General features: G+C 47.5%; 27 protein-coding genes and 1 tRNA gene. 23 read left to right on the top strand and 5 right to left on the bottom strand.

The features are described from left to right. The first annotated feature begins 68 nt into the window (after nucleotides 1-68). The 5 genes from CXF70_RS06145 to tsaD all read left to right on the top strand — a co-directional run bounded on the left by CXF70_RS06145 (nucleotide 69) and on the right by tsaD (nucleotide 2,922). Nucleotides 69-141: transfer RNA gene (locus CXF70_RS06145), tRNA-Asp, on the top strand. A gap of 172 nt (nucleotides 142-313) precedes the next feature. Then, nucleotides 314-766, top strand: coding sequence for a tRNA (adenosine(37)-N6)-threonylcarbamoyltransferase complex ATPase subunit type 1 TsaE (tsaE, locus tag CXF70_RS06140; protein WP_101801952.1), 453 nt, complete (start codon nucleotides 314-316; stop codon nucleotides 764-766). Then, nucleotides 763-1,458, top strand: a complete 696-nt coding sequence (gene tsaB, locus CXF70_RS06135) for a tRNA (adenosine(37)-N6)-threonylcarbamoyltransferase complex dimerization subunit type 1 TsaB (protein WP_084242996.1) — start codon at nucleotides 763-765, stop codon at nucleotides 1,456-1,458. The genes tsaE and tsaB overlap by 4 nt, the downstream gene beginning before the upstream one ends. Continuing rightward, nucleotides 1,455-1,910, top strand: coding sequence for a ribosomal protein S18-alanine N-acetyltransferase (rimI, locus tag CXF70_RS06130; protein ID WP_101801951.1), 456 nt, complete (start codon nucleotides 1,455-1,457; stop codon nucleotides 1,908-1,910). Before tsaB ends, rimI begins: the two co-directional genes overlap by 4 nt. Beyond that, entirely contained in the window at nucleotides 1,903-2,922 is a 1,020-nt protein-coding gene (gene tsaD, locus CXF70_RS06125) for a tRNA (adenosine(37)-N6)-threonylcarbamoyltransferase complex transferase subunit TsaD (protein WP_101801950.1), read from the top strand. The genes rimI and tsaD overlap by 8 nt, the downstream gene beginning before the upstream one ends. Before the next feature lie 430 nt (nucleotides 2,923-3,352). Here tsaD and CXF70_RS06120 read toward each other — a convergent pair whose 3' ends face one another. Further along, nucleotides 3,353-5,293 (bottom strand): ABC-F family ATP-binding cassette domain-containing protein, encoded by a 1,941-nt coding sequence (locus CXF70_RS06120; RefSeq protein ID WP_101801949.1) that lies wholly within the window; start codon nucleotides 5,291-5,293, stop codon nucleotides 3,353-3,355. A 129-nt stretch (nucleotides 5,294-5,422) separates the two neighbouring features. Here CXF70_RS06120 and CXF70_RS06115 point away from each other — a divergent pair, with 129 nt between their 5' ends. The 3 genes from CXF70_RS06115 (at nucleotide 5,423) to tatC (ending at nucleotide 7,124) form a co-directional block, all read left to right on the top strand. Then, nucleotides 5,423-6,058, top strand: a complete 636-nt coding sequence (locus tag CXF70_RS06115; protein WP_101801948.1) for a redox-sensing transcriptional repressor Rex — start codon at nucleotides 5,423-5,425, stop codon at nucleotides 6,056-6,058. Between the two features lie 91 nt (nucleotides 6,059-6,149). Next, nucleotides 6,150-6,344 (top strand): twin-arginine translocase TatA/TatE family subunit, encoded by a 195-nt coding sequence (locus CXF70_RS06110; protein WP_084242991.1) that lies wholly within the window; start codon nucleotides 6,150-6,152, stop codon nucleotides 6,342-6,344. Nucleotides 6,345-6,356: 12 nt separating this feature from the next. Then, the gene (gene tatC, locus CXF70_RS06105) at nucleotides 6,357-7,124 is read left to right on the top strand and encodes a twin-arginine translocase subunit TatC (RefSeq protein WP_101801947.1); all 768 of its coding nucleotides are present in this window, start codon (nucleotides 6,357-6,359) and stop codon (nucleotides 7,122-7,124) included. Between the two features lie 64 nt (nucleotides 7,125-7,188). Here tatC and CXF70_RS06100 read toward each other — a convergent pair whose 3' ends face one another. Further along, nucleotides 7,189-8,007, bottom strand: coding sequence for a CPBP family intramembrane glutamic endopeptidase (locus tag CXF70_RS06100; RefSeq protein ID WP_084242989.1), 819 nt, complete (start codon nucleotides 8,005-8,007; stop codon nucleotides 7,189-7,191). Nucleotides 8,008-8,356: 349 nt separating this feature from the next. Between CXF70_RS06100 and groES the strand changes: the two genes are divergently transcribed. Both groES and groL read left to right on the top strand, forming a co-directional pair. Continuing rightward, nucleotides 8,357-8,641: a co-chaperone GroES gene (groES, locus tag CXF70_RS06095; RefSeq protein WP_084242988.1), complete on the top strand. Its 285-nt coding sequence runs from the start codon at nucleotides 8,357-8,359 to the stop codon at nucleotides 8,639-8,641. 37 nt (nucleotides 8,642-8,678) lie between these two features. After that, complete coding sequence (gene groL / locus CXF70_RS06090; protein WP_084242987.1) at nucleotides 8,679-10,307, top strand: chaperonin GroEL; 1,629 nt, start codon at nucleotides 8,679-8,681, stop codon at nucleotides 10,305-10,307. Nucleotides 10,308-10,378: 71 nt separating this feature from the next. Here groL and CXF70_RS06085 read toward each other — a convergent pair whose 3' ends face one another. Continuing rightward, nucleotides 10,379-11,143, bottom strand: coding sequence for an SDR family NAD(P)-dependent oxidoreductase (locus tag CXF70_RS06085; protein ID WP_101801946.1), 765 nt, complete (start codon nucleotides 11,141-11,143; stop codon nucleotides 10,379-10,381). A gap of 248 nt (nucleotides 11,144-11,391) precedes the next feature. On the opposite strand from CXF70_RS06085, the gene CXF70_RS06080 reads away from it, so the two are divergent. From CXF70_RS06080 to CXF70_RS06050, 7 genes are all read left to right on the top strand, one after another. After that, nucleotides 11,392-12,237: a DegV family protein gene (locus CXF70_RS06080; RefSeq protein ID WP_101801945.1), complete on the top strand. Its 846-nt coding sequence runs from the start codon at nucleotides 11,392-11,394 to the stop codon at nucleotides 12,235-12,237. 168 nt (nucleotides 12,238-12,405) lie between these two features. Beyond that, nucleotides 12,406-13,548 carry a sensor histidine kinase gene (locus CXF70_RS06075; RefSeq protein ID WP_101801944.1) on the top strand — a complete coding sequence of 381 codons (1,143 nt, stop codon included), beginning with the start codon at nucleotides 12,406-12,408 and terminating at the stop codon, nucleotides 13,546-13,548. After that, nucleotides 13,545-14,177, top strand: a complete 633-nt coding sequence (locus CXF70_RS06070; RefSeq protein ID WP_101801943.1) for a response regulator — start codon at nucleotides 13,545-13,547, stop codon at nucleotides 14,175-14,177. Before CXF70_RS06075 ends, CXF70_RS06070 begins: the two co-directional genes overlap by 4 nt. Nucleotides 14,178-14,295: 118 nt before the next feature. After that, on the top strand, nucleotides 14,296-15,228 hold the full coding sequence (locus tag CXF70_RS06065; protein WP_101801942.1) for an ABC transporter ATP-binding protein: 933 nt from the start codon (nucleotides 14,296-14,298) through the stop codon (nucleotides 15,226-15,228). Nucleotides 15,229-15,241: 13 nt separating this feature from the next. Then, complete coding sequence (locus CXF70_RS06060; RefSeq protein ID WP_101801941.1) at nucleotides 15,242-16,513, top strand: ABC transporter permease; 1,272 nt, start codon at nucleotides 15,242-15,244, stop codon at nucleotides 16,511-16,513. A 1-nt stretch (nucleotide 16,514) separates the two neighbouring features. Next, nucleotides 16,515-17,618, top strand: a complete 1,104-nt coding sequence (locus tag CXF70_RS06055) for an ABC transporter permease (protein WP_101801940.1) — start codon at nucleotides 16,515-16,517, stop codon at nucleotides 17,616-17,618. 200 nt (nucleotides 17,619-17,818) lie between these two features. Then, a complete protein-coding gene (locus tag CXF70_RS06050; RefSeq protein ID WP_101801939.1) occupies nucleotides 17,819-18,796 on the top strand; it encodes a tRNA dihydrouridine synthase in 978 nt (325 codons plus the stop codon). A 53-nt stretch (nucleotides 18,797-18,849) separates the two neighbouring features. Here the strand turns inward: CXF70_RS06050 and CXF70_RS06045 are convergent, their stop codons facing one another. Then, nucleotides 18,850-19,062, bottom strand: coding sequence for a hypothetical protein (locus tag CXF70_RS06045; RefSeq protein ID WP_084242978.1), 213 nt, complete (start codon nucleotides 19,060-19,062; stop codon nucleotides 18,850-18,852). 88 nt (nucleotides 19,063-19,150) lie between these two features. Beyond that, nucleotides 19,151-19,384, bottom strand: a complete 234-nt coding sequence (locus CXF70_RS06040) for a hypothetical protein (protein WP_084242977.1) — start codon at nucleotides 19,382-19,384, stop codon at nucleotides 19,151-19,153. A 243-nt stretch (nucleotides 19,385-19,627) separates the two neighbouring features. On the opposite strand from CXF70_RS06040, the gene CXF70_RS06035 reads away from it, so the two are divergent. From CXF70_RS06035 to CXF70_RS06010, 6 genes are all read left to right on the top strand, one after another. Next, on the top strand, nucleotides 19,628-19,843 hold the full coding sequence (locus tag CXF70_RS06035) for a hypothetical protein (RefSeq protein ID WP_101801938.1): 216 nt from the start codon (nucleotides 19,628-19,630) through the stop codon (nucleotides 19,841-19,843). Between the two features lie 225 nt (nucleotides 19,844-20,068). Next, nucleotides 20,069-21,064 (top strand): ATP-binding cassette domain-containing protein, encoded by a 996-nt coding sequence (locus CXF70_RS06030; RefSeq protein ID WP_101801937.1) that lies wholly within the window; start codon nucleotides 20,069-20,071, stop codon nucleotides 21,062-21,064. Further along, on the top strand, nucleotides 21,061-21,903 hold the full coding sequence (locus CXF70_RS06025; protein ID WP_084242974.1) for an ABC transporter permease: 843 nt from the start codon (nucleotides 21,061-21,063) through the stop codon (nucleotides 21,901-21,903). Before CXF70_RS06030 ends, CXF70_RS06025 begins: the two co-directional genes overlap by 4 nt. Before the next feature lie 118 nt (nucleotides 21,904-22,021). After that, a complete protein-coding gene (locus tag CXF70_RS06020) occupies nucleotides 22,022-22,531 on the top strand; it encodes a YehS family protein (protein WP_084242973.1) in 510 nt (169 codons plus the stop codon). A 162-nt stretch (nucleotides 22,532-22,693) separates the two neighbouring features. Next, nucleotides 22,694-23,509 (top strand): hypothetical protein, encoded by an 816-nt coding sequence (locus tag CXF70_RS06015; RefSeq protein WP_101801936.1) that lies wholly within the window; start codon nucleotides 22,694-22,696, stop codon nucleotides 23,507-23,509. Nucleotides 23,510-23,828: 319 nt separating this feature from the next. Further along, complete coding sequence (locus CXF70_RS06010) at nucleotides 23,829-24,758, top strand: formylglycine-generating enzyme family protein (RefSeq protein WP_101801935.1); 930 nt, start codon at nucleotides 23,829-23,831, stop codon at nucleotides 24,756-24,758. Nucleotides 24,759-24,760 lie beyond the last annotated feature (2 nt).

Below are 24,760 nucleotides of genomic sequence, written 5' to 3'. Positions count from 1 at the left end.
TTGCGCCGATGGTAGTTGGGGGATCTCCCCCTGTGAGAGTAGGACGTCGCTGGTCTGATTTTTTTTATGGTCCCGTGGTGTAGCGGTTAACATGCCTGCCTGTCACGCAGGAGATCGCCGGTTCGATCCCGGTCGGGACCGTCTTATGATAAACACAGCCAAGCCGCTGTGTTTATTTTTTTTGCCTAAAAGCATTAATTTCATGTGAGCTCTAATAATGAATATTATCCAGCCGCAAGCCGCGGATAATATATTTTGATTTACCGCGATATCTTCGCTAAACTATGTTAAGACTCAATAGAGGTGACAAAGAATGACTTATACTATAGAAGTGAATTCTCCAGAAGAAACAGAAGCGTTTGCAATAAAACTGGCTGAAAAATTGGAGCCTGGCGATATACTGACACTTGAAGGCGGTCTGGGCGCCGGCAAAACGACGTTCACCAAAGGATTGGCGAAAGGCCTCGGAATAAAAAAGATGGTCAACAGTCCGACGTTTACCATTTTGAAACAGTATTCAGGCAATCTGGAACTGAACCATTTCGATGTCTACCGTCTTGAACACAGTGATGAAGACATCGGCTTTGATGAATTATTCGCCAGTGAAGCTGTTTCTGTTGTCGAATGGGCGCAATTTATAGAAGAATATTTACCTGGTGAACGTCTGGAAATCACGATAGAGCGTCTGTCGGAAGAAAGCCGTTCTATACGATTACAGGCGGTTGGACACCGATATGAAACTCTTTGCAAGGAGCTTATGCCATGATTTACCTAGGAATCGACACATCCAATTCACCTCTTGCCATCGCATTGGCGAAAGAGGATGCCATTTTAATAGAAGAAACATCGAATCTCAAAATAAATCATTCGTTAACTGCCATGCCTGCCGTAGAGGAGTTGATGGCAAAAGCGAAAGTGAGCCCGGCACAATTGACTCATATTGCTGTTGCGGAAGGTCCGGGGTCCTACACTGGCGTGCGTATCGGGCTAACAATCGCCAAAACTTTGGCTTGGTCGTTGAAGATTCCATTGCATATGGTCTCGAGTTTAAAAGTGCTCGCTGCCAATGGCCAATCCTTTAATGGCCTTATTTGCCCATTGATGGATGCACGAAGAGGCACTGCCTTTATGGGGGCTTACGATGGGGAAAGCTTAGAGTCACTTATTCCTGATCAGCACAGTGATGTACGGGAGTTCCTTCTGCAATTAAAAGAAACAGGACGGCCTGTTTTATTCGTTGGGACGGATATTGAACTCCATAAGGAAGCGATTAAAGAGATTTTAGGCAGCCAGGCGGTTTTTGCAGCATTACAGAACCGCTTGCCTCGTGCTTCGAATTTAATCATGCTGGCGAAACAATCGGCTGAGCAGGATGTGCATCATGCAGTACCTGAATATCGCAGGATTACTGAGGCAGAAGCGAATTATAACAAAGCACAAGGCGGCGGGGAATCATGAATGATGAAGTGAATTTCCGTAAAATGACTGTCGATGATGTAGAAGCGGTATTTGATATTGAGCAATCATCCTTTTCTTTACCGTGGACGAAAGAAGCATTCCATTACGAAATGATGGAAAACAGGCATGCTTATTATGTTTTGGCTGAAACAGAGGATGGAATCGTCGGTTTTTGCGGATTATGGATTGTCATGGATGAATGCCATGTCACCAATATCGCCATTCGGCCCGAACAACGCGGCAAGAAATTGGGTGAGAAACTCATGGTTGCAGCGATGGAAACGGCGAAGGCAAACGGAGCAAAAGCGATGACGCTTGAAGCGAGAGTCAGCAATACTATTGCACGAAATCTTTATGAGAAACTTGGATTTAAAAATGGAGGCATTCGTAAGAATTATTACTCGGATAATTTCGAAGATGCTATAGTAATGTGGGTGAATTTTGATGAATGAGGATATTTACGTATTGGGAATAGAGACGAGTTGTGATGAAACCGCAGCGTCTGTAATAAAAAACGGTACTGAAATCATCTCGAATGTTGTGGCTTCACAGATTGAAAGCCATAAGCGTTTTGGCGGAGTCGTACCGGAAATCGCATCAAGGCATCATGTCGAACAGATTACACTGGTGATAGAAGAAGCGTTGCAGCAGGCAGACATGGCTCCTGCTGAGTTGAGTGCTGTAGCGGTAACAGAGGGACCAGGGTTAGTCGGAGCCTTATTGATCGGTGTAAATGCTGCGAAAGCTTTTGCTTTTGCCCATCAATTGCCGATTATCGGCGTCCATCACATAGCAGGCCATATCTATGCGAACCGGCTAGCACAGGAGATGGAATTTCCATTGCTTGCTTTGGTAATTTCGGGTGGCCACACAGAATTGGTCTATATGAAGGAACATGGTCATTTCGAGGTTATTGGGGAGACCCGTGACGACGCAGCAGGGGAAGCGTACGACAAAGTCGCGCGCACGTTGAATTTGCCGTATCCGGGCGGACCTCATATTGACAGATTGGCGCATGAAAGCATTAATCCAGTCGATTTTCCACGCGTCTGGCTGGAAGAAAGCACCTATGATTTCAGTTTCAGCGGTTTGAAATCTTCGGTATTGAACTTTATGCACAATTCAGCGCAACGCGGGGAACAGGTGAAGCCTGAAGATGTTGCTGCCGGTTTCCAGAACAGTGTAGTCGAAGTGGTAACGTCCAAAACCTTGCGGGCTGCGGAACAATTCAAGGTGCGCCAAGTAATTGCGGCCGGGGGAGTAGCGGCCAATAAAGGCTTGCGTGCTTCGCTGGAAAGAGAATTTGCAGAAAAAGGGATTCCTTTCTTTATCCCGTCTTTGAAACTATGTACGGATAACGCGGCAATGATTGCAGCTGCTGGCACCGTGATGTTCGAAAAAGGCATTCGCGGTAATATGGCTATGAATGGCCGGCCAGGAATGGAAATGGACTCCTGGATTTGAATTGTTAATAAATAAATGCGAAAAAAGCTCTTTATCCACACAATGGATGAAGAGCTTTTTCGATTTGTGCATAAGTAAGCTGTAAATTGGACATTTTATGAAAAAATGCGAAAATTCCATGGACTTATCCACTGTTTAAAAACAAATCACTCGAATTCTGTCAATAGAGAACATTTGTACTTATGCACAAATTGTTAGTAAGCTGTTTGTAAGTCGAGAATAACTTGGTGATTTCCTATATCTTGTGTACCATATTGCAATATAATATGTGGATAACATTTTTGTTTATTGTGGATAATGTGTATAACACTGTTGATAGCTGATTTAAAAGGAGAAGTGTTGTGCACAACTTTGTGGAAATAAATATTTTACTAAAGGGTATTGACCAAGATATGGACATAGAAAAACCGTATACAAAAGTATACGGTCATTAACTCATTTGTTCAAGTTTCTCCTGCAGTTCAAGCCATAGGGCCATTGTTTCTTCATGCTGGCCTTTCAGTTCTTCCAATTGCTGCTGCAGAGGCAGCAGGCGTTCGTGATCCTGGAAGATTTCAGGATCGGTGAATTGCTCTTCTGTTTCTGCGATCTGGAGGTCCAGTTTTTCCATAGTCTGTTCCACTTCTTCAAGCTGGCGCGTCAATTGGCGTTCCAGTTTTTTTGCTTCCTTATCAATTTGCGAGGTGGAGGCGACAGGTTCTGGTTTATTGATGACAGAAGGGTTTTCGGCTTCTTCCAATGCTTTCAATTCTTCCGTTTCCAGCTTTTTCTCCACATAATAATCGTAATCGCCGAGGTATTCGGTCGTGCCTTCTTGCATCAACTCGACCACTTTTGTAGAAATGCGGTTCATGAAATAACGGTCGTGAGAAACGAAAAGGATGGTGCCGGGATAGTCGAGCAACGCATTTTCAAGGACTTCCTTGCTGTCGAGGTCCAAGTGGTTGGTCGGTTCATCGAGCAGTAATACATTCGCTTTTTGCATCATCAGTTTCGCGAGGGCCACTCGCGCTTTTTCGCCACCGGAAAGGGAAGAGACAGGTTTCAGCACGTCGTCGCCTGAGAACAGGAAGCGGCCAAGGATGCCGCGGATGTCCTTCTCATTGACCATCGGATAGTCGTCCCATAACTCGTTTAATACCAGTTTATTGCCTTTCAGGTTTGCCTGTTCCTGGTCGTAATAGCCGAATTGGATGCCGGTGCCGTAATGGATATCGCCATTAAGCGGCGGTATCTCCTTCATGATCGTTTTCAGCAGCGTCGATTTGCCGACGCCATTCGGGCCGACAAGAGCCAGGCTTTCCTGGCGGTACAGCTTCAAATGGATGTTTTCGGAGACAGGTTTGCCGCTGTAGCCGATTTTCAGATCCCGTACATTGAGTACATCATTGCCGCTTTGTTTGGCGATCGTGAAACCGAAGCGGGCTGATTTCTCATTGCCGTCAGGCGCTTCCATCCAATCGGTCTTTTCAAGCACACGGCGGCGGCTCTGCGCCATTTTAGTCGTCGATGCGCGGACCAGGTTGCGTGCGACATAATCTTCGAGCTTCGCTTTTTCGCTTTGCTGCTTTTCGAATTGCTTCTGGTCCAGCTCGTACTGTTTCGCTTTTTCGTCAAGATAACGGCTGTAGTTGCCGGTGAATTTCCGGACTTGGTGGCGCGACACTTCATAGACGGTGTTGACGACCTGGTCGAGGAAGTAGCGGTCATGGGATACGACCAAAATCGCGCCCGGGTAGTTCTTCAAATAATTCTCCAGCCAGCTCAGCGTTTCAATGTCCAGGTGGTTGGTCGGCTCATCGAGGATCAACAGCTGAGGCTTGGTCAGCAGATGTTTGGCGAGCATCAGGCGTGTTTTCTGGCCGCCTGACAATGAAACCACTTTCTTGCTGTAATCATCGGGATAGAATTTCATGCCGTGCAGGATGGCCCGGGTATCGGCTTCGTATTGATAGCCGCCGGCATCTTTGAAAGCATGCTGCAAGGCATCGTATTCCTGCATCACTTTCTCGTTCATTTCCTGATTGTTGTAGACGGCAGGGTCGGCCATCTGTTCCTCCAGACGGCGCAATTGATTTTCCTGCTCACGGAAACCGCTGAATATGGTCATCATTTCGTCCCAGATGGTCATGTCGGATTCGAGTTTCGACTGCTGTTCGAGATAGCCGACAGTCAGCCCCTTTGGCATGATGATTTCGCCGCTGTCATACGATATTTCCCCGGAAATAATTTTCAGCAGCGTCGATTTGCCGGCGCCGTTTCGCCCGACAAGAGCGACCCGGTCCCTATGCTGGACTTCTAATTTAACGCCGGAGAGAATTTCCTCTGCTCCGAACGATTTATGGATTTGGTTTACTTGTAATACGATCATTTTGGGTCACCTCTATTCTTTCTAAGTGTAGCCGATAGAAGCGGGCTTCGCAATCGGCCGGACCTTTACATATCGGGCCGCCTAATGTAAGATAAAGGCGATTTGACAAGACCCAGGAGGTAACATTGCATGTTACAGGAACCATCATCCAAAATTCCGCAAGCCACTACCAAAAGGCTTCCGCTTTATTATCGTTTCCTTCAGAATTTCGCCAATGCCGGACAGAAGAGGATCTCATCACAGGAATTGAGCGAAGCGATGAAAATAGATTCGGCAACCATCAGACGGGATTTTTCCCAGCTCGGCGCTCTCGGCAAGAAAGGCTATGGCTATGATGTCCAGGAGCTGCTCGAGTTTTTCCGCAAGACGCTGGACCAGGACGAAGCGACGAACGTTGCGCTGATTGGTGTCGGCAGCCTCGGGAACGCATTTCTGAAATACAATTTCCACCGCAACCACAATACGAAAATCATCCTTGCCTTCGACTCGAACAGCCCGCGTGAAGGTGAAAAAATCAGCGGCATCGATACCTATCATCCGGATATGATCGAAGAAAAGATTAAGGAATATGGCGTAGAAGTGGTCATTTTGACAGTGCCGTCGCGCTCTGCCCAGGAAGTCACCGACCGGCTGGCTGCCACAAACATCAAAGGGATTTTGAACTTTACACCCGTGCGCATCGCCGTTCCTGAGCACATCCATGTGCAGACCATCGATTTGTCAGTCGAACTGCAGACGCTGATCTATCTGATCAAGCAAACATGACTCAAAACCTTCACATTTGAACAGCCCAAGGAAATAGCCAAAGTGCCTTATATGATGTAAAATAAGACGCATACTACAGGAGGTGTCAATTATGCCAGGTCCACTAAGTTTGATCGTTATTGCAGTTGTAGCATTGTTGATTTTCGGGCCGAAGAAATTGCCGGAATTGGGTAAAGCGTTCGGTTCTTCACTTCGCGAATTCAAGAATGCCACTAAAGGGCTTGTTGATGATGACGACGATGACGTTGCAACAAAGAAGAAAGAAGAGCAAAAAGAACTACGATAGGATGTTAATCCGATGAATGAAAAAGATATGACATTAGTTGAACATATAGGTGAATTGAGAAAACGGCTGACGATTATAGTCGTTTTCTTTCTATTGGCCGTCATTGTCAGCTTTTTCCTTGCGCAGCCGCTGATTAACTATCTGCAGTTTACGGAGGAAGCGAAGAATCTGACATTGAATGCCTTTAAGATTACAGATCCGCTGAAAATCTATATGCAGGTCATGATGATTCTTGCGCTTTTTATCACTTCACCCGTGATCATGTACCATTTCTGGGCATTCATCAGTCCCGGCCTGCATGACAAAGAACGGCGGGCGACATTAAGTTATATCCCGTTTTCACTGTTGCTGTTTGTCGGAGGGATCGCCTTTTCCTATTTGGTGCTGTTCCCCTATGTAATCGGCTTTATGCTGAATATATCCGACAATCTTTCCATCCAGGAAACAATCGGAATCAATGAATACTTCCAGTTCCTGTTCCAGATCACGCTGCCATTCGGCTTTATTTTCCAGCTGCCGGTGCTGATGCTGTTCCTGACCAGGCTTGGAATCATTACTCCGATGCTGATGACGCAATACCGCAAGTACGCGTATTTTGCGCTGGTGGTAATTGCAGCGTTCATTACGCCGCCGGATATCATTTCGCATCTCATCGTGACGCTGCCATTGATTCTGTTATACGAATTCAGTATTGTCATCGCGAAAATCGGCTACCGCAAATTTGTAAAAGCCGAACAGCAGCAGGCAATCGAAGAACAGCAAGGCCTTTCAGGGAAATAAATGCTGAAGGGTCTTGTTTTTTATTATGTTAAAAGCCCGACTGCTAAGTGCAGCCGGGCTTTGTTTATCTAAAGAAAATTTGGGTGATGAATTGGATTTGTTCCAATTGCTCCATGCGTTCGATAAAGCGGTTGATTTTGTCCATATTCAGCTGGATGAGCATAACGTAGCCGTTCAGCAGGATATGGGCGATGATTGGCGTCAGTATGCGTTTCGTCTTCTGGTACAGGAACGCCAGAATCAGGCCGGTCGTGAAATACAGCAGGAGATGCGTGAATTCCAAATGGACGGCTGCGAAAACGAGGGCACTGACAGCAGTAGCAATCCAGAAATTCGTTGTCTGGATCATGGAACCGAAAATGACGCGGCGGAAAACGAGTTCTTCCATAACCGGTCCGAAAAGGACGACCGCAAAAATGGCGGCTGGCACAACTTCTGCGATGCTCACCAAATTGGATGTATTTTCAGAGCCCGGGTCAATGCCGATGGCAAGTTCGATCAAGGCAGCCAACGATTGTCCGATGATCAGCAGCAGGAAACCGAAAAAGCCCCATAAGATCGCCCAGCCGATACCCAATTTTTTGCCTTTCCAGATATCGAAGAACTTCTTATCACGGAAAACGACGATGAGGGCAATGGCAAAACCGATGCCCATAGCCAGGAAAATCAGCCAGCCCGAAGTTGCCGCCTGGGCAGTATCAGGTTCCATCCCTTGGCCGATGAAGTAATCATAAGTGGAGTTGATGAACAGGACAGGAGATAATTGGATAGCGATGAAAATCAGCAGCACATACAATGAAGTCTTTTTAGTTTTCTTCCCTTTTGTTTTCGTGCCGGAATTTTTGAAGAATGTATCTATCAAAGGATTTTTCTTGTTGGCCATGTATGCATAATTCCTTTCGTTTGCAGATCTCTTTTCTATTGTAGTGGTTTCAAAAAAATACTACAAATAAATAACGAAAAGCGGAAGCGAGAGATGGCCCGGGTTCTTAAGGCCATCTCTTGCGACGAAGCAGCGCAGCGATGCAGGAGCAGCATTTTCGCCGTATAGCTGAGTTGGCTTATGACCCGAAGAGCTGGGCCGCTGGAGTCTAGACAAATTTTCTTTCAAAAAGTGCTAACCTTCCCGCTTGCAAATATTCTTTGTTTTTATTAAACTTGAAAATGGGTTAGCACTCGAAGAGTGAGAGTGCTAATAATTGCATTTACTTATTCAGAGGAGGGTGTTTCAATTGTTAAGACCATTAGGAGACCGAGTTATCATTGAACTCATCGAAGCGGAAGAAAAAACTTCAAGCGGGATTGTATTGCCGGGATCGGCTCAGGAAAAACCGCAGGAAGGCAATGTCATCGCGGTAGGAAATGGCTTGATCCGCGAAAACGGCGCACGCACGGAGCTGGATGTTAAAGAAGGCGACCGCGTAATCTTCTCAAAATATGCAGGATCTGAATTGAAATACGAAGGCAAAGAGTATTTGATCTTGCGTGAAAACGATATTTTAGCAGTAATCGGATAAACGATAAAATTCAGTTTGATATAGGAGGAAGCTAAACATGGCAAAAGAGATTAAGTTCAGTGAAGATGCACGTACCCTCATGCTGCAGGGTGTAGATAAATTGGCGGACGCGGTAAAAGTTACGCTTGGGCCAAAAGGGCGCAATGTTGTGCTTGAGAAAAAATTCGGTTCACCACTTATTACGAATGACGGTGTAACCATCGCGAAAGAAATCGAACTTGAGAACGCTTTTGAAAACATGGGTGCGAAACTCGTGGCTGAAGTTGCTTCTAAAACAAATGACATCGCTGGTGACGGAACAACAACTGCGACAGTTCTTGCGCAGGCAATGATCCGTGAAGGCCTGAAAAACGTTACTGCTGGCGCGAACCCTGTGGGCATCCGCCGCGGTATCGAATTGGCAGTTGAAAAAGCGGTTGAAGGCTTGAAATCCGTTTCCCAGCAAATCGAAGGAAAAGAGTCGATTGCACAGGTTGCAGCGATTTCATCCGGCGATGCTGAAGTAGGTAAACTGATCGCTGAAGCGATGGAGCGCGTCGGCAACGATGGCGTCATCACTTTGGAAGAATCCCGTGGTTTCACTACAGAGCTTGACGTAGTGGAAGGTATGCAATTCGACCGCGGTTACCAGTCTCCTTATATGGTAACGGATTCAGATAAAATGGAAGCGGTTCTTGATAATCCGTTCATCCTTGTCACTGATAAGAAAATCGGCAACATCCAGGAAATCCTTCCAGTGCTTGAGCAAGTTGTTCAGCAAAGCAAGCCTTTATTGATCATCGCTGAAGATGTTGAAGGCGAAGCATTGGCTACTTTGGTGGTCAATAAACTCCGCGGCACATTCAATGCGGTAGCGGTTAAAGCACCAGGATTCGGTGACCGCCGAAAAGCGATGCTTGAAGATATCGCAGCATTGACTGGCGCAGAAGTGATCACGGAAGACCTTGGACTTGAATTGAAAACAACGAACATTGCACAACTTGGACGCGCGGCGAAAGTTGTTGTTACAAAAGAAAACACAACAATCGTTGAAGGCGCTGGAGATCCACAGAACATCGTGGCACGCGTTACGCAAATCCGCAGCCAGTTGGAAGAGACAACTTCTGAATTCGACAAAGAGAAATTGCAGGAACGCCTTGCTAAACTTTCAGGCGGCGTAGCAGTCATTAAAGTTGGAGCGGCTACTGAAACAGAATTGAAAGAACGCAAACTGCGCATCGAAGACGCGTTGAACGCAACTCGCGCAGCAGTTGAAGAAGGCATCGTGGCAGGCGGCGGTACAGCGTATATCAATGTCTACAATAACGTCGCAGAAATCCTTGAAACAACTGAAGGCGACGAAGCGACAGGCGTTAAAATCGTTCTTCGCGCACTTGAAGAGCCGGTTCGCCAAATCGCGACAAACGCTGGCCTTGAAGGATCGATCATCGTTCACCGCCTGAAATCAGAAGAAGTCGGCATCGGCTTCAACGCAGCGAACGGCACTTGGGTCAACATGCTTGAAGAAGGCATCGTAGATCCAACGAAAGTGTCCCGTTCTGCACTGCAAAACGCAGCATCCGTTGCGGCTATGTTCCTGACTACTGAAGCGGTAGTAGCGGACATTCCGGAAGAAAACAACGGCGGCGGCATGCCTGATATGGGCGGCATGGGCGGCATGATGTAATCCCGTTCAATCATAAAGAAAACTCCTCTCACATAGTGGGAGGAGTTTTTTCTTGGAAAAAAATAATTAAATCACTCAGCTGTCCGTTTTGAAGTATAAGTGAAAATAGGACCCATCAATTCAAAGTCATAACTGTCGCTGTCCACTTTTCCGATCGTCTTGTCGCTGTCGTAGAGATCCAGCATGAATTGGGCCATTTCTTTTGCGGTGTGGTATTTTTGAACATTGTCACTGTAGCTGAAGTCGTCCAGCTCACGGGCGGTTTTTACAAACTCCGTTTCTGTCATGGACGGTGCCAGTATTTTCACTTTCATGGGTGAATCATGATCCTGCAATTCCTGGGCGAGCCCTTCTGTAAAGGCGCTCACATAGAACTTGGTCGCGGCATACGACACGGCATTCGGTACGATCCGGTAGCCCAAATCAGACGATACATTGATTAATTGTGCACCTTCTTTATTGGAATAATCGCGTGCATATAGCGTGGAGAGGCTGGTAAGGGCTTCAACATTTACACGCAGCATCTTTTCGATCTTCTTAACATCCTGCTTGGCCACAGGCGCGCTGTTCCCGAAGCCGGCGTTATTGACCCAGGTTTCAATGTCGTATTCTTTGAGGCTGTCGTATAATTTGTGGACTTGTTCACTTTCGGAAAGGTCTGCGGGTTTGATGACGACATCCAGTTCGGCGTTGATGCCGTGGATGGCTTCTTTCAATTCAGCCAGCTGCGCTTCCCGTCTTGCTACGAGAATGAGGTTTTTATTGCGTGCCGCAAAAGCTAACGCGGTTTCGTAGCCGATGCCTGAGCTGGCTCCAGTAATGACGGTGTATTTCATAAGAATTCCTCCAGTGAAATTTATTATGATACACAGTTATCGTACTGTTAACTTTATCCATAAAGCAAATGATGTGAAGCGGGCCCATGGTTTGCTGCTCCAACTGAAGATATGTTCATATTATGTCGGCCTGCCTCAAGTTTTCTCCTTATATGACAGCTGTCACTGTCCACCTGGGATGCGTTACTGTAAATTAGCGATAGTCCACAGATCCTTAAAGGATACAGACTGTAAAGGAGATTTATCTAATGAAAAAAATAGCTTGGATTACCGATACAGCCGCTCAGCTGGATGAAGCATTCATCCAGGAATATAAGGTCCACGTCCTGCCGCTCAGTGTTGTATTTGCCGACGGGACATACAGAGAATCCATCGATCTTACACAGGAAGAATTCTACGATAAATTGCGATCAGCTAAAGTCTCACCGAAAACGTCGCAGCCGGCAATCGGCGAGATGCTTGCTTTATATGAAAAGCTAGAGGCGGAAGGATATGATGCGGCGATTGCGCTTCATTTGTCCAAGGGACTTTCCGGTACATTCGAAAGCGCCCAGTCCGCTTCGAAAATGACAGGCTTAAAAGTTTACCCCATCGATTCGAAAATTGGTTCATTCCCGATGGTCAAGATGATCGAAGCCGGAAACGAGCTTTTGGAAAACGGCAAAGAAGTGGAAGAAGTGGTTGCGGCGCTTGAAGGGATGACAGCTAAAGTCCATTTATCATTCATTCCGTCGAGCCTGAACCAATTGCATAAAAGCGGCCGTGTTTCCGGAACGCAGAATTTCCTGAGCCACCTATTGAATATTAAACTGGTCATCACTTTTGTGGATGGCATCACTGTGATGAAAGAGAAAGTCCGTTCCATCAAGCGGGCTAAAAATAATGTGACTGATGCGCTTCGAGCGGATATGGCGGCAGGCACCGTGACCGAAGTTGCAGCGATCCACTGCAATAACGCCGCTGACGCCGAAACTTGGAAGAAAGAACTTCTGGAGGAGTTCCCGGAGTTGAAAGTCGAAGTGGTTCAGCTGAGTGTCTGCGTAGGGGTCCATGCGGGCGAAGGCACTACGGGTTTGAGTTGGCTGGCGAAATAAAATATAGAGAGGCGATACGACAATTCTACATTGTTGTATCGCTTTTTTTGTATTCCATGAAACGCACTGAGCGAATATTTCGTAAATAACTTGGTGATAAACGAATTTCAATGACGTAGTATAGAAACCATAAAAGAAATGAAAGTTGGGGCGGAAGGAGAAGGGCGTATGCGGTCATACTGGTTTTGGATTTTAATGCTCGGCACAGCCTGGACGCTGGGGCTGATTCAATTATCGATGGATGTCAGTGAAATGCCATTCCGTATTTTTGGCAGCGCCATTTTTTTCGGGCTGTTCTTCCTGATGCCATTGCTGAAAAGGATGCCGCTTTTAGCGTTGCTGAATTTAATGGGCATGGCTGCTTTGGCCATCTGGATTTTCTGGCCGGCACCGGGGTCACCTTTGAACCTTTATCCGCTGCTGATCTTTGCGATTATTGCAGGAAAAGCGGTGTACAGGCTGTCCGTGCAAGGCTCAGTCATCATAGGCATCGTTTTATTGGCTGGTGCTTTGCTCCATAGCTTGGCCGGAGATTCAGGTATATCGCCAATTTTCATGTTGCTCTATGCTTTATTGCTTGGCGCGGCATTATTGTTTTTCAGGAAAAGTTACATATTCGAAGACGGACTGCAGGAGCGGAACGAAGCGTTATTGAGTGAATACCGCAAGATGAAACGGCGTTTGCTGACGGATGAGCGGGCGGCGCGGCAGGAGGAACGGACGCAGATTGCCCGGGATATCCATGATTCGGTGGGCCATAAGCTGACGGCGCTGCTGATGCAGCTTGAAGTATTCCGGCTGCATGCGGACGGCGATACCGCGGAAGGGCTGCAGGACCTGAAATCATTGGCGAAAGAAAGCCTGGAGGAAACGCGCAACGCCGTGAAGACCCTGAAGCATGACGAAGCTGGGGGAGTCACGGCCATTATTGGCCTGATCCGGAAACTGGAGGCGGAAAGTTTTCTGCGCATCCAGTTTTCCGTGAAGCATGGTGCTTTGTCAGCACCTCTTGGCAACGAACAGATGGTGATTGTGTACCGGGCAGTGCAGGAAGCGCTGACGAATATCATGCGGCACAGTCCAGCGCGCGAAGCGGAGATCGTATTTGAAGCGCCAGGGGGCAGTATTTTCAGGTTTACGGTAAGCAATAAAACCGGAGAAACTTCTCTGTTTCGGGAAGGTTTCGGCCTGTCGTCAATGCGGGAGCGGGTTGAGCAGTCAGGCGGTGCCTTTAAGGCGGGACCGGAAAATGGTTTGTTCATCGTAAAAGGTTCCCTTCCTTTAATCGTTAAGGAGAGTGATTTGGAATGATTCGAGTGTTATTGGCTGAAGACCAGGCAATGGTGCGGCAAGGATTAAAAATGATGATTGAAACGGACATGGAAATTCAGGTGACGGGGGAAGCCGTAAATGGCAAGGAAGCGGTAGCGTTATGCGAAAGCCAGGCGTTCGACTTGATCATCATGGATATCCGGATGCCAGTGATGGACGGTTTGGAAGCCGCACGGATCATCCTGTCGCGGCGTCCGGAGAGCAAAGTGCTGATCCTGACCACTTTCAATGACGATGAATACGCATTGGAAGCACTGAAAAGCGGGGCTTGTGGCTATTTGTTAAAGGATGCCGATACGTTAGAGTTGATCCGTTCAATCCATAGCTGTATGGAAGGCGGTTTGGTGCTTGAAGATCAAGTGGCGGCCAATATCCTGCCGAAATTGATGAAAGGTACAGTGCAGGAAAAAGCGGATGCGTCTTTGACGCCAAGGGAATTGGACATCATTTGCCGGATCGGGGAAGGGCGCAGCAATCGGGAAATTTCCGATGAATTGGCGTTGTCGGTCGGCACAGTGAAAAATCATATCAGCATCATACTCGATAAACTGGAGCTGCGGGACCGTACACAAATCGCAATTTACGCCATCCGCCATGGACTGGTTTGACTCGAGATGACGAAAGTCATGTTTATCGATGAAAGTTATGACGCAAGGCAGTGGGTACACTGTCTTTTTTTACATACACTGATCTTAATGGAACGCAGATTGAAAGGAGAAGGAGACCATGCTTGAAACAGAGGAATTGAAGAAAGTGTTCAAAAGCAAGACGGCAGTGGAAGGAGCCAGCCTCTATATCGACAAAGGCGAATCGGTCGGATTGCTCGGCCCGAACGGAGCCGGGAAATCGACCACGATTTCCATGATTTCGACCCTATTGAAACCCACTTCCGGAGATGTTCGGCTGAACGGTAAAAGCGTCATTAAAAATCCAAGCGACATGCGGCGCGTGCTGGGTGTCGTTCCGCAGGAAATTGCCTTGTATGCAGAGCTGTCGGCATATGAAAACCTGAAATTCTTTGGCCGGATTTACGGGCTTACAGGAAAAGGGCTGGAAGATGCTATTCAGCGTTCGTTGGAATTAGTGGGATTGGTGGAGCGGCAGAAAGAGATCGTCAAAACCTATTCCGGGGGAATGAAGCGCAGGGTCAATATTGCCGCCGCTATGATGCACGAACCTGAAGTGATCATCATGGATGAACCGACTGTAGGCATCGATCCGCAATCACGCAGCCATATCCTTGAAATGGTGCGAAAACTTAATAAAGAAAAGGGATTGACGGTGCTTTACACCAGCCATTACATGGAAGAAGTGGAACGTCTTTGTGACCGTGTCTATATAATGGACCACGGCAAAATCATCGCCAGCGGAACGAAAGACGAGCTGAAAAGCATCCTGTCGAGCGAGGAAACGGTCTGGATCGAGCTCGACCGTCCATATCCGGCGTTTTTCAAAGAACTGCAATCAATTGAGTCGATCAAGCAGGCGATTGAAACGGAAAAAGGCATCAAGCTGATCCTTCCGAAAGGCAGTCGCGTACTGGGCAAAGTTTTTCAGGCGTCGGAACGCCATCATGTCCAGATCATCAATGTCAATGTTCAGACGCCAAGCCTTGAAGATGTATTTCTGCATTTGACCGGGCGGAAACTGAGAGATTAAGGAGGTGGGCTCCATGTTTGCATTTATGAAAAAAGATATGCTGATCTTAATTCGCGACCGCACGGAACTGGCGGTGCTGTTGGCGATGCCGTTCATATTGATCGCGATTCTGGGCTTTGCACTGAGCGGATTGCTCAGCGGCAATTCGGAAGTGCTGTCGATGGACGTGGCCATAGTGCAGGAAGACGATGAGCAGCAAGGGCTGGACCGTTTTGCGGAAGAATTGGGGAGTGCAGGAATCCCGGCAGAAGCCCAAGCCGGAATCATGGCGGCAGCTGAAGAAAGCAGCCCTTCTTCCATTCTTCAGGGAATTTTGACGGATGACAGTTTAAGCGGCTTGGTGACGGCCCAGGAAATGGACACGGCATCGGCAACTAGAGCGCTGGAAGAGGAAGAAGTGGTGGCCATCCTGACGATTCCTGAAAATTTCACATTCAAAGCTCTGCAGAAAATGATGTTGGACGCAGGGGACGGGGCGGAATTGCAATTGATGATTTCGGATCATGCGGAAACACAGTCAGAAGTTTTTCATGACATATTGGATGAATTCGTCTGGTCGCTGAATTTCGAAAGCGCCATTGCAAGAGCGGCGAATGGCGAAGGTGATCTGCCGGTAGCGGAGCAGACCCAGTTTGGCGGGGTGGAAAGTGTGTCAGCTGTGCAGCCGATCAGTTCGTTCCAGTATTACACAATCGGTATGGCGGTCATGTTTGCGTTATTTGTCGGTGCAACGATTTCGGGGATGGCCTATGTCGAGAAGCAGCAATTCGTCTTTAACCGCATTTTGCTGTCAGACCATCATCCGTTAGTCTATTTGGGCAGCAAAGCCATTTCAGCGGCAATCATAACGTTCCTGCAGTTCTGTATTCTATTCTTCTTATCGTCGCTGATTTTCGGTGCATTCGATCTGACGGAAGGGGCATTTTGGCCAGGGATGTTGCTCATTGCCTTCAGTCTGTCCATTTGCGTGGGCGCTGTAGCGGCATTTCTAACTGCATTGACGATGCGTTTTGATAATGACACGATCACTACGGTATTTTCTGGCGGAGTCGTGACGATTTTCGCATTTCTCGGCGGCAGTTTTACGCCGACCGAAGGGCTTCCGGTCTTCATACAGAAGCTCGGCAGCTGGACGCCGAACGGCGCAGCATTGAATGCCTTTCTATTGTGGGTTCAGAATTTGGAACTCGGCTTGCTGTGGGAACCGCTGGGGCGGCTCTTGCTGATTACAATCCTGCTGCTCGCTTTAGGTCTGCTGCTGTTTCCGAGAAAGGGGGAGGCTTAGCATGAAATCTGTGTATTTATTGCAATGGCAAAGATTTCGCCGAGCTCCCATTATGGTTCTGTCATTCTTTGTGATGACCATTATCTTTGTAGGGGCGCTGGCAGGCAATAATCCGGCTGAACGGCCGGCAGTCATGGTTTATGCGGATGACTCTTTGGCGAAAAATGAAGCTGAGGACTGGGTCGCTTCGCTCAATGAAGCAGAAGAATTCCAATTTCAATTGATGGATGAAGGCGCAGTGCGTGAAGCGGTTTCGAGCGGCGACACATCACTGGCAGTTCGTCTTTTGGAAGATGATTACCGGATTGTCCTTGCCGCAGACGATATGAGCCGCTTTGTCATCGAAGCCTTTCTCGACCGTAAATACCGGGAAGAGCTGCGGCTGCAGCAACTCGAACAGCAACCAGGCGCGGACGACATCCGGTCAGATGCGGCTGCAGAGATGGAAGAGCCTGCACTGCGGGTAACCACTTCCACTTTGGATGGCATAGACGAGTTTAAATATGACAACCAATTGCAGCTTCTGTTCGGCATGACTTTGTTCTTTTCTGTGTATACGATCATGTTCAGTCTGATGAAAATCGTCGAAGAGAAGAAACAGGGTACGTGGAATCGGCTGATCTTGTCCCCGGTAGCCAAATGGGAAATTTATCTGGGGCATCTGGCGTACAGCTTCACCATCGGTTATTTGCAAATCGTGATGATATTCCTGTTATTCCAATATGTCTTCAACTTTGATATCGGCGACCGCTTCGGTGCGATATTACTGATCATCGCCTGCTACACTTTCGCAATTGTGGCGCTCAGCATGCTCGTGATGAGCCTCGTCAGCCGGCCGCAGCAGCTGCAGGCAGTTGTGCCGATCATTGCAACGGGTATGGCGATGATCGGCGGTGCGTTCTGGCCGATTGAACTGGTCAGCAATCAATTATTGCTGGCAATTTCCAAAGTCCTGCCGATCACTTACGGTCTTGAGGCGTTGAAAGGCGTCGCAATCTATGACCGCAGCTGGCAGGAACTGAGCGAACCGATTTCGATTTTACTGCTGTTCGGCGTGGCCTGCATGGGAATCGGCATCAATTTGATGGAGCGGCGCACGTATTGATAAACCAGGAAAAGGCAATCCATCCAGTCCGGACGGCGGCTGGATGGGTTGCCTTTTCATTTATTAAACAGCTCACTTTCCACAAACGCCTGATTCGTGTAAACTGTATAAGGTTAAGAATGACTGAAATGTAAATTGATTTTATTGAATGCAATTATAGATGCAAAAAGAGTCAGGAACGAAAGGATTGGAATGGAATTATGAAAGAGAATTTTTGGCAGGATCTGCCGCGGCCGTTTTTTGTATTGGCACCGATGGAAGATGTGACGAATGTCGTTTTTCGCCATGTAGTGGCTGAAGCGGCTCGTCCGGATGTGTTTTTCACGGAGTTTACGAATACGGAAAGCTATTGCCATCCGGAAGGGATCTTCAGCGTGCGCGGCCGATTGACGTTCACGGAAGATGAGCAGCCGATGGTAGCCCATATCTGGGGCAATAAACCCGAGCATTTCCGCGAAATGAGCATCGGCATGGCGAAACAGGGCTTTAAAGGCGTCGACATCAATATGGGCTGCCCTGTGCCGAACGTTGCCGCTAAAGGAAAAGGCAGCGGCCTGATCAATTACCCGGACAACGCAGCCGAGATTATCCAGGCGGCGAAAGCTGGCGGATTGCCGGTCAGCGTCAAAACGCGTCTGGGCTATACTAGCGTGGACGAATGGAAAGGCTGGCTGACACATGTGCTTGAACAGGACATCGCCAATCTGTCGATTCACTTGCGGACGAAAAAGGAAATGAGCGCAGTTCCCGCGCATTGGGAATTGATCCCTGAAATCAAGCAATTGCGTGATGAAATCGCGCCGGATACACTTATCACGATCAACGGCGATATCCCCGACCATAAGACGGGTATGGAGCTTGCCGAGAAATACGGCATCGACGGCGTCATGATCGGGCGTGGGATTTTCCACAATCCATTCGCATTCGAAAAAGAGCCGAGAGAGCACAGCAGTGAAGAATTATTTGATCTGTTGCGCCTGCATCTGGATCTTCATGATAAGTATTCCACGGATATCGAACCTATCGCGTTCAAACCGCTGCGACGCTTCTTTAAGATTTACGTTAAAGGTGTCCGCGGCGCCGGTGAACTGCGGAACGAATTGATGTACACCGAGACGACGGATGAAGTCCGTGAGCTGCTCAATAAATTCGAAGCAATGTCTAAAGTGAAAAGTTGACCAAAAAACAGCGCATTCCCTGGAATTCAGGAAATGCGCTGTTTTGGATTGATTCAGATTCGGCCGATCAGGTTCTCTATCAATGTTTCATTGAGCATATTCTTCTCGTTCGGCAATGGCAAAGCCCTTTTGCCGGTCTGTACGTCTTCAACAAATATAATCTCCCGGCGTACTGTATTTGAAAAGCAGATCATGTATTTTTTATCATTAAAATCAATAACACTGAAACGGGTTCGATCCGTAAGAAACCAATTTGGAGATATCACTTGATGGCCGCCTTTACTGAGGGATTTTTAAAATATTATGCCATGATATGGGAATGAAGTAAATATAAAAACTCCCGCAAGTCGGGAGTCAGATCACTTTGCTTTGGTTGAGCTGAAGATCGATCACGACAGCTGCTTCTTCGATTGTGTTGTAACGTTCGACTACGGAAGTTTCAAGGAACGTCAATTCCAGTACCGTTGTGTTGGGAACGCAGCGGGCGATGATTAAATCCTTGTTTTCAAAAGTGAATGTCTGGGTGATGCGCACGTTATTGTATTGGCAAATCGTGCTGAGCAAATCACTGATATGGTTTATTTTCAATAGGATTCTCCTCCCTTAAATGGAAAGTGACTAAAGAAAGTCTGTAGAATCCACGGTTTTTTATTACCCTATGGACCAACAGTAACACTGTGAAGGGACAATGAACAGCAGGAACTGTTTTTATTGAAAACAGGGGCACGGGCAGAGATGGCCGGGCCGTGCTATAATGAGGAACTTGGGAATACCACAGCAAGTGGATGCCTGAAAAATGGAATTACCAATAAATTATAGAGGTGTAATAGAATGAACAAAAGATGGACGATCGATAAAATAAGAGAGTTTACCGAAAAGAACTCAACCAGCACGTTATTGTCGAAGGAATATCACGGATTTTCGCAAAAGCTGATGTTCAAATGTGAATGCGGCAATAATTTTGTGAAGACCTTTACGAAGTTCAACAAGAATAACCAACGCAAATGTGATGTGTGCCAACCGCCGAAAGAGCCGCGCGGCGCATGATATTAAGGGGAAAGACGCTGATTTCCGTAAGTGGAGATCAGCGTTTTCTTTTAACTTAAAAAGATTGAATAATTAGATAATAATTGTTTACTTTAACTTGAGATGGGTGTAGAATATACGGAACAGGTGTTCTTATCGAGAGTGTTTGGCGTTCTTGTAATTTTTCGTTGACCGGACTCATTAGCCACGGATTATTCCTTAGTTTCAGAGGAAAGGGTGAGCAGAGTGAGAGGTGTAAGTTTGGAAGCGGCACCTGATTGGGCAATTGAAGCGAAAGGTCTTGTGAAGATTTTTGGCAAACATCGGGCCGTGGATGGCGTGGATTTGACCGTACGAAGAGGCACTGTATTCGGGTTTTTGGGACCGAACGGAGCTGGCAAAACGACAACAATCCGTTTACTTGCCACTTTACTGAAGCCTGACGGTGGATCGGCACGGATATTCGGCCATGATTTAAGCAAAGAAGGAGATGAAATCCGAAGCCGCATCAGTCTGACTGGCCAATATGCCTCCATTGATGAAGATTTGACCGGAATGGAGAATCTGGTCATGATGGGCAGGCTGATGGGGTACGGGCGAGCTGCCGCAAAGGCGAGGGCAGCAGAACTTTTAAAAGCATTCGGGCTGCAGGAAGCGGCGAAACGGCAAGTGAAGAATTACTCCGGTGGTATGCGTCGTCGCATCGATATCGCGGCCAGCATAGTTGTGACCCCTGAACTGCTGTTCCTGGACGAACCGACGGCGGGGCTGGATCCGAGAAGCCGGAACCAGGTATGGGATATTATTCGCGCACTGGTCGGAAGCGGCACGACGGTGCTGCTGACGACGCAGTATCTGGAAGAGGCAGACCAGCTGGCAGACCGCATTGCTGTCATCAACCAAGGCAAAATCATCGCCGAAGGAACAAGCAGTGAGCTGAAAGCTTCGGTCGGCACAGGCACGTTGAGCCTTCAACTGGTCAACGCGGAAGACCGTCCGCGTGCAGTGAATATCCTGGAAGATAAACTTTCCGCTGCTGTCCGCTTAATGCCTGATTCCACCTCATTGACGGCTCAGATCAACGATTCGTTTCTGGTCGCGGACGCTTTAAGTGAACTGGCAAGGAACAAAATTGCCGTAAGTGATTTTTCATTCGGACGGCCAAGCCTCGACGAAGTATTCCTGACATTAACCGGACATGAAGCCGCACAAGAGGCACAATCCGAGGAGGGCGTATCATGACAGGTTATATCGAACAAAGAGAAAAAGAAGCAAACGAACTGCGGCTTAACGAATCGATCGCTTCAAGTGACAGGCCAAAACCGCCCAGTGCGGTGGCTTCGACAATGACATTCGCTACAAGGGCTCTGTTGCGCATTAAACATGTTCCTGAGCAGATGTTTGATGTGACGGTTTTCCCGGTCATTTTTTTATTGATGTTCACCTACCTGTTTGGCGGCGCCATCGCTGGGTCAACGGAAGAATATCTTCAATTCCTTTTGCCAGGGATTTTGGTGATGACTGTTGCTCAAATTACGATGTATACCGGAATTGACTTGAATAACGATATCCGCAAAGGGATATTTGACCGTTTCCGTACATTACCAATCTGGCTGCCGTCTGCATTGATCGGCTCGCTGCTGGTCGATGTGATCCGTTACTCGATGGCATCAGTGATTATGATCACGCTTGGTTTTGCGCTCGGTTTCCGTCCGGAAGGCGGTTTGATGGGTGTACTGGGTGCTATTGCGTTAATTTTGGTGTTCTCTTTCAGCCTGTCATGGATTTGGACAGTCTGCGGTTTGATTGTGCGCTCGGAGAAAGCCTTGATGATGATCAGCTTCATGGTGCTGTTCCCACTGACATTCGTCAGTAACGTATTCGTCGATCCGCGGACTTTACCATCCTGGCTGGAGAGCTTTGTTGATGTCAATCCGATTTCGATTCTGGCTACGGCCGTGCGCGGCGCTATGCATGGAACGGTTACCACACAGCAAGTGATATTGGTGCTTATCGTTTCCGTGATCATGACGGCAATATTTGCGCCAATCACCGTCTACTTGTACCGCAATAAAAAATGAGTTGAAGAAACGCTGATTCCCGAGTGGGTGATTGGCGTTTTGTATTTCAAGCCCTGCCCCAGCTGAGTATGCTATCATGATAGAAGATAAATTTGCTTAGGCTACAGGAGGTTTCACGATGGATAATAACGATATTCTGATCCGGCTGAGGTACGCGCTGGATATTAAAAATAATGATATGGTGGAGATTTTCAAACTGGGCGGCATCCAGCTGACGAAGGAAGATGTGCAGAAGGTGCTGACAAAGTCGCCGGAACGCGATGAAGATGCAGACGACAGCATTTTCACTGAAAGTGCAAACGAAGATCATATTCCTGTAGACAATGCGATGCTTGAGTCGTTTCTGAACGGCTTCATCATCCACAAACGCGGACGCCAGGAAGGGCAGACGGGGACACCGCCTCTGACGAACGAACCATCGAAGAATCTGTTGCTGAAAAAAGTGAAGATCGCGCTGCAATTGACGAGCGAAGATATGATTGAGATTCTGAAACTTGCAGGCGTCACGGTTTCGAAAAGTGAACTGAGCGGAATCCTGCGCAAACAAGGACATAAAAACTACAGCCTCTGCGGCGACCGCTATGCACGTAATTTCTTAAAAGGTCTTGCCATCAAGTATAGAAAATAAGCTAATTCAACCGCACCTTTTTGGTGCGGTTTTTGTTTTGGACTGATCAGCAAATTTAAATGGAATAAAAGACAATAATTTCTAAGGGACGAGGATGTTTTTATTCGCGGGAATCGGTATGATTATGGAAATGATCCGATTTGGAAAAGGGGATGAAGAGGGATGGATTTTCTGCCGCCGACTTTGAAGAAGCTGAAGGCGTTTGATGAGTTATTACATAAGGAAGGCTTCTCGCTCGATGAAGGCATTGGGCTGCAGTGGGCGGACAGTTCGATCGCGTATGACCAGACGCCGTACGATGTGCTGCCGTTCATGAGTCCAGGGGTGGACGGAATTCATGTCGGGTTGCTGACGGATTTTGGCAAAGTGACCGATCTGGAAGAAGCGTTTGTCGTGTGTGTGCATCCGATGGAAGCACCGGGTTCGCTCAAATTGCTGGCGCGCAACCCAAAGGAATTCGTCGACTTTCTTTACAGCGACCGGCATTTGATGATGCTGTATAATTTCATGATGATCGAATCGGCTGAGCAGTATCAGGCGATGGTGGATGAAGCGGATAAAGATTACGAGGAATCTCCTGAGCTGGCGGAAGCTCGTAATCGAGTGCTGCCGATGATGAAGGAATATATGGGTTGTGAGCGGATTAAAAATGTCTATGATTACGTTGAAGATGTAGCGGCGTCGCGTCGAGGGCAGATAGTGCTGTCTACCAACGACGGGATAGGTGTAGCTCTACTCAATAAAACCGATGCTGATTTACCGATTTATAAAGTTTCAGAAGATGATGATATTAACCTGGATGAAGTGCAGGCATTTTTTGCGTCTGCTTCAATTGAGAGCAAATTGGCTTTTATTCGCGATGCGCAGCATGCGGGATTGATTAATAATGAATCACCATTGAAAGGGTTCATCATGTCAGAACTGAAGAAGATGGGGATGGACGGGGAAGTTGAGCGGCTGAAAAGTTTGGATTGGTAGGATTGTTGAGGTGGCATCGCCAATGGACAGTATTTGGGTGCTAATGGACAGTAAATGGCCTGTAACGGACAGTAATTCATCCATAACGGACAGTATTGCAGCTTTAATGGACAGTAAATCCATAAAATGGAAATAAATAAATTAAAAACTCTATTGAACACGTCTAATCTAGACTGAAAAGAATTCAAAATCAACCTGAACAAGCAACAACGACCCAAAATTCCATAATCACGACCAGTTTCCCTTAAAAACTTTAACTCTCCAGCCGACAGGTATACAATCGACACTAACTAATCCTGAAACCGGAAGGAGAAGCCCAATGGAACAGAATCATGCAACTTGCTGTTCGGCCAGTCGGCAAGATTTTGAGACAACTAAAAAATCGGAGGAAATGGACGGGTTCCCATCCATCCGCCAAAAGAAGAAGTTGCGCTTTCACGAAAAAATGGTGCGTATCGAAGGCGGCTCATTCTTAATGGGCACGGATGATGAAGAAGGATTTCAAGCTGATCACGAAGGGCCGGTCAGGGAAGAATACGTGAAGCCGTTCCTGGTGGACAGCTTTACGGTGACCAACGATGAGTTTGCGCAATTCGTGAAGGAAACAAGTTACATTACGGAGGCTGAACGATTCGGCTGGTCGTTTGTGTTCTTTCGGTTTATTGCCCGGGACATTCAAGTGGAAGTGCGGCAAGTGGCGGCGACGCCGTGGTGGTTCGCGGTGGAGCAGGCGTATTGGCACCAGCCGGAGGGGCCGGATTCATCGATAGAAGACAGGATGGACCATCCGGTGATCCATGTGTCGTGGAACGATGCGCAGGCTTTCGCCAGCTGGGCAGGCAAGCGATTGCCGAGTGAAAGTGAATGGGAGTTTGCGGCGCGCGGCGGTCTGGTGCAGCAGAAATATCCTTGGGGGAATGAGCTGACGCCGAACGGGCAACATTATTGCAATATCTGGCAAGGTGCATTTCCGAATACAAACACGTTGGAAGATGGTTACATCGGAACCGCGCCAGCTGTTTCATTTCCGCAGAATGGATTTGGACTCTATAATATGGCGGGCAACGTATGGGAATGGTGTTCGGATCCATTTGCACCGCAGAATGATAAAGAATCATCACAAGAAAATATCCACCGGGTCATGCGCGGCGGATCGTATTTATGCCATGAATCCTATTGCAACAGATACAGGGTGGCGGCGCGCACGTCGAATACAATGGACAGTTCGCTGGCAATTTCTGTAATTTGAGC

It is taken from the genome of Planomicrobium sp. MB-3u-38 (assembly GCF_002836425.1).
GTDB lineage: Bacteria > Bacillota > Bacilli > Bacillales_A > Planococcaceae > Planococcus > Planococcus okeanokoites.
Note: the sequence above shows the minus strand (reverse complement) of the source record. Positions and strands in the feature narration are given on the sequence as shown.

What these genes read in the sequence shown, in the direction of transcription:
- tsaE (WP_101801952.1), top strand. Translation starts at nt 314, where the DNA reads ATGACTTATACTATAGAAGTGAATTCTCCAGAAGAAACAGAAGCGTTT.
- tsaB (WP_084242996.1), top strand. Translation starts at nt 763, where the DNA reads ATGATTTACCTAGGAATCGACACATCCAATTCACCTCTTGCCATCGCA.
- rimI (WP_101801951.1), top strand. Translation starts at nt 1,455, where the DNA reads ATGAATGATGAAGTGAATTTCCGTAAAATGACTGTCGATGATGTAGAA.
- tsaD (WP_101801950.1), top strand. Translation starts at nt 1,903, where the DNA reads ATGAATGAGGATATTTACGTATTGGGAATAGAGACGAGTTGTGATGAA.
- CXF70_RS06120 (WP_101801949.1), bottom strand. Translation starts at nt 5,293, where the DNA reads ATGATCGTATTACAAGTAAACCAAATCCATAAATCGTTCGGAGCAGAG.
- CXF70_RS06115 (WP_101801948.1), top strand. Translation starts at nt 5,423, where the DNA reads ATGTTACAGGAACCATCATCCAAAATTCCGCAAGCCACTACCAAAAGG.
- CXF70_RS06110 (WP_084242991.1), top strand. Translation starts at nt 6,150, where the DNA reads ATGCCAGGTCCACTAAGTTTGATCGTTATTGCAGTTGTAGCATTGTTG.
- tatC (WP_101801947.1), top strand. Translation starts at nt 6,357, where the DNA reads ATGAATGAAAAAGATATGACATTAGTTGAACATATAGGTGAATTGAGA.
- CXF70_RS06100 (WP_084242989.1), bottom strand. Translation starts at nt 8,007, where the DNA reads ATGGCCAACAAGAAAAATCCTTTGATAGATACATTCTTCAAAAATTCC.
- groL (WP_084242987.1), top strand. Translation starts at nt 8,679, where the DNA reads ATGGCAAAAGAGATTAAGTTCAGTGAAGATGCACGTACCCTCATGCTG.
- CXF70_RS06085 (WP_101801946.1), bottom strand. Translation starts at nt 11,143, where the DNA reads ATGAAATACACCGTCATTACTGGAGCCAGCTCAGGCATCGGCTACGAA.
- CXF70_RS06080 (WP_101801945.1), top strand. Translation starts at nt 11,392, where the DNA reads ATGAAAAAAATAGCTTGGATTACCGATACAGCCGCTCAGCTGGATGAA.
- CXF70_RS06075 (WP_101801944.1), top strand. Translation starts at nt 12,406, where the DNA reads ATGCGGTCATACTGGTTTTGGATTTTAATGCTCGGCACAGCCTGGACG.
- CXF70_RS06070 (WP_101801943.1), top strand. Translation starts at nt 13,545, where the DNA reads ATGATTCGAGTGTTATTGGCTGAAGACCAGGCAATGGTGCGGCAAGGA.
- CXF70_RS06065 (WP_101801942.1), top strand. Translation starts at nt 14,296, where the DNA reads ATGCTTGAAACAGAGGAATTGAAGAAAGTGTTCAAAAGCAAGACGGCA.
- CXF70_RS06060 (WP_101801941.1), top strand. Translation starts at nt 15,242, where the DNA reads ATGTTTGCATTTATGAAAAAAGATATGCTGATCTTAATTCGCGACCGC.
- CXF70_RS06055 (WP_101801940.1), top strand. Translation starts at nt 16,515, where the DNA reads ATGAAATCTGTGTATTTATTGCAATGGCAAAGATTTCGCCGAGCTCCC.
- CXF70_RS06050 (WP_101801939.1), top strand. Translation starts at nt 17,819, where the DNA reads ATGAAAGAGAATTTTTGGCAGGATCTGCCGCGGCCGTTTTTTGTATTG.
- CXF70_RS06035 (WP_101801938.1), top strand. Translation starts at nt 19,628, where the DNA reads ATGAACAAAAGATGGACGATCGATAAAATAAGAGAGTTTACCGAAAAG.
- CXF70_RS06025 (WP_084242974.1), top strand. Translation starts at nt 21,061, where the DNA reads ATGACAGGTTATATCGAACAAAGAGAAAAAGAAGCAAACGAACTGCGG.
- CXF70_RS06020 (WP_084242973.1), top strand. Translation starts at nt 22,022, where the DNA reads ATGGATAATAACGATATTCTGATCCGGCTGAGGTACGCGCTGGATATT.
- CXF70_RS06015 (WP_101801936.1), top strand. Translation starts at nt 22,694, where the DNA reads ATGGATTTTCTGCCGCCGACTTTGAAGAAGCTGAAGGCGTTTGATGAG.
- CXF70_RS06010 (WP_101801935.1), top strand. Translation starts at nt 23,829, where the DNA reads ATGGAACAGAATCATGCAACTTGCTGTTCGGCCAGTCGGCAAGATTTT.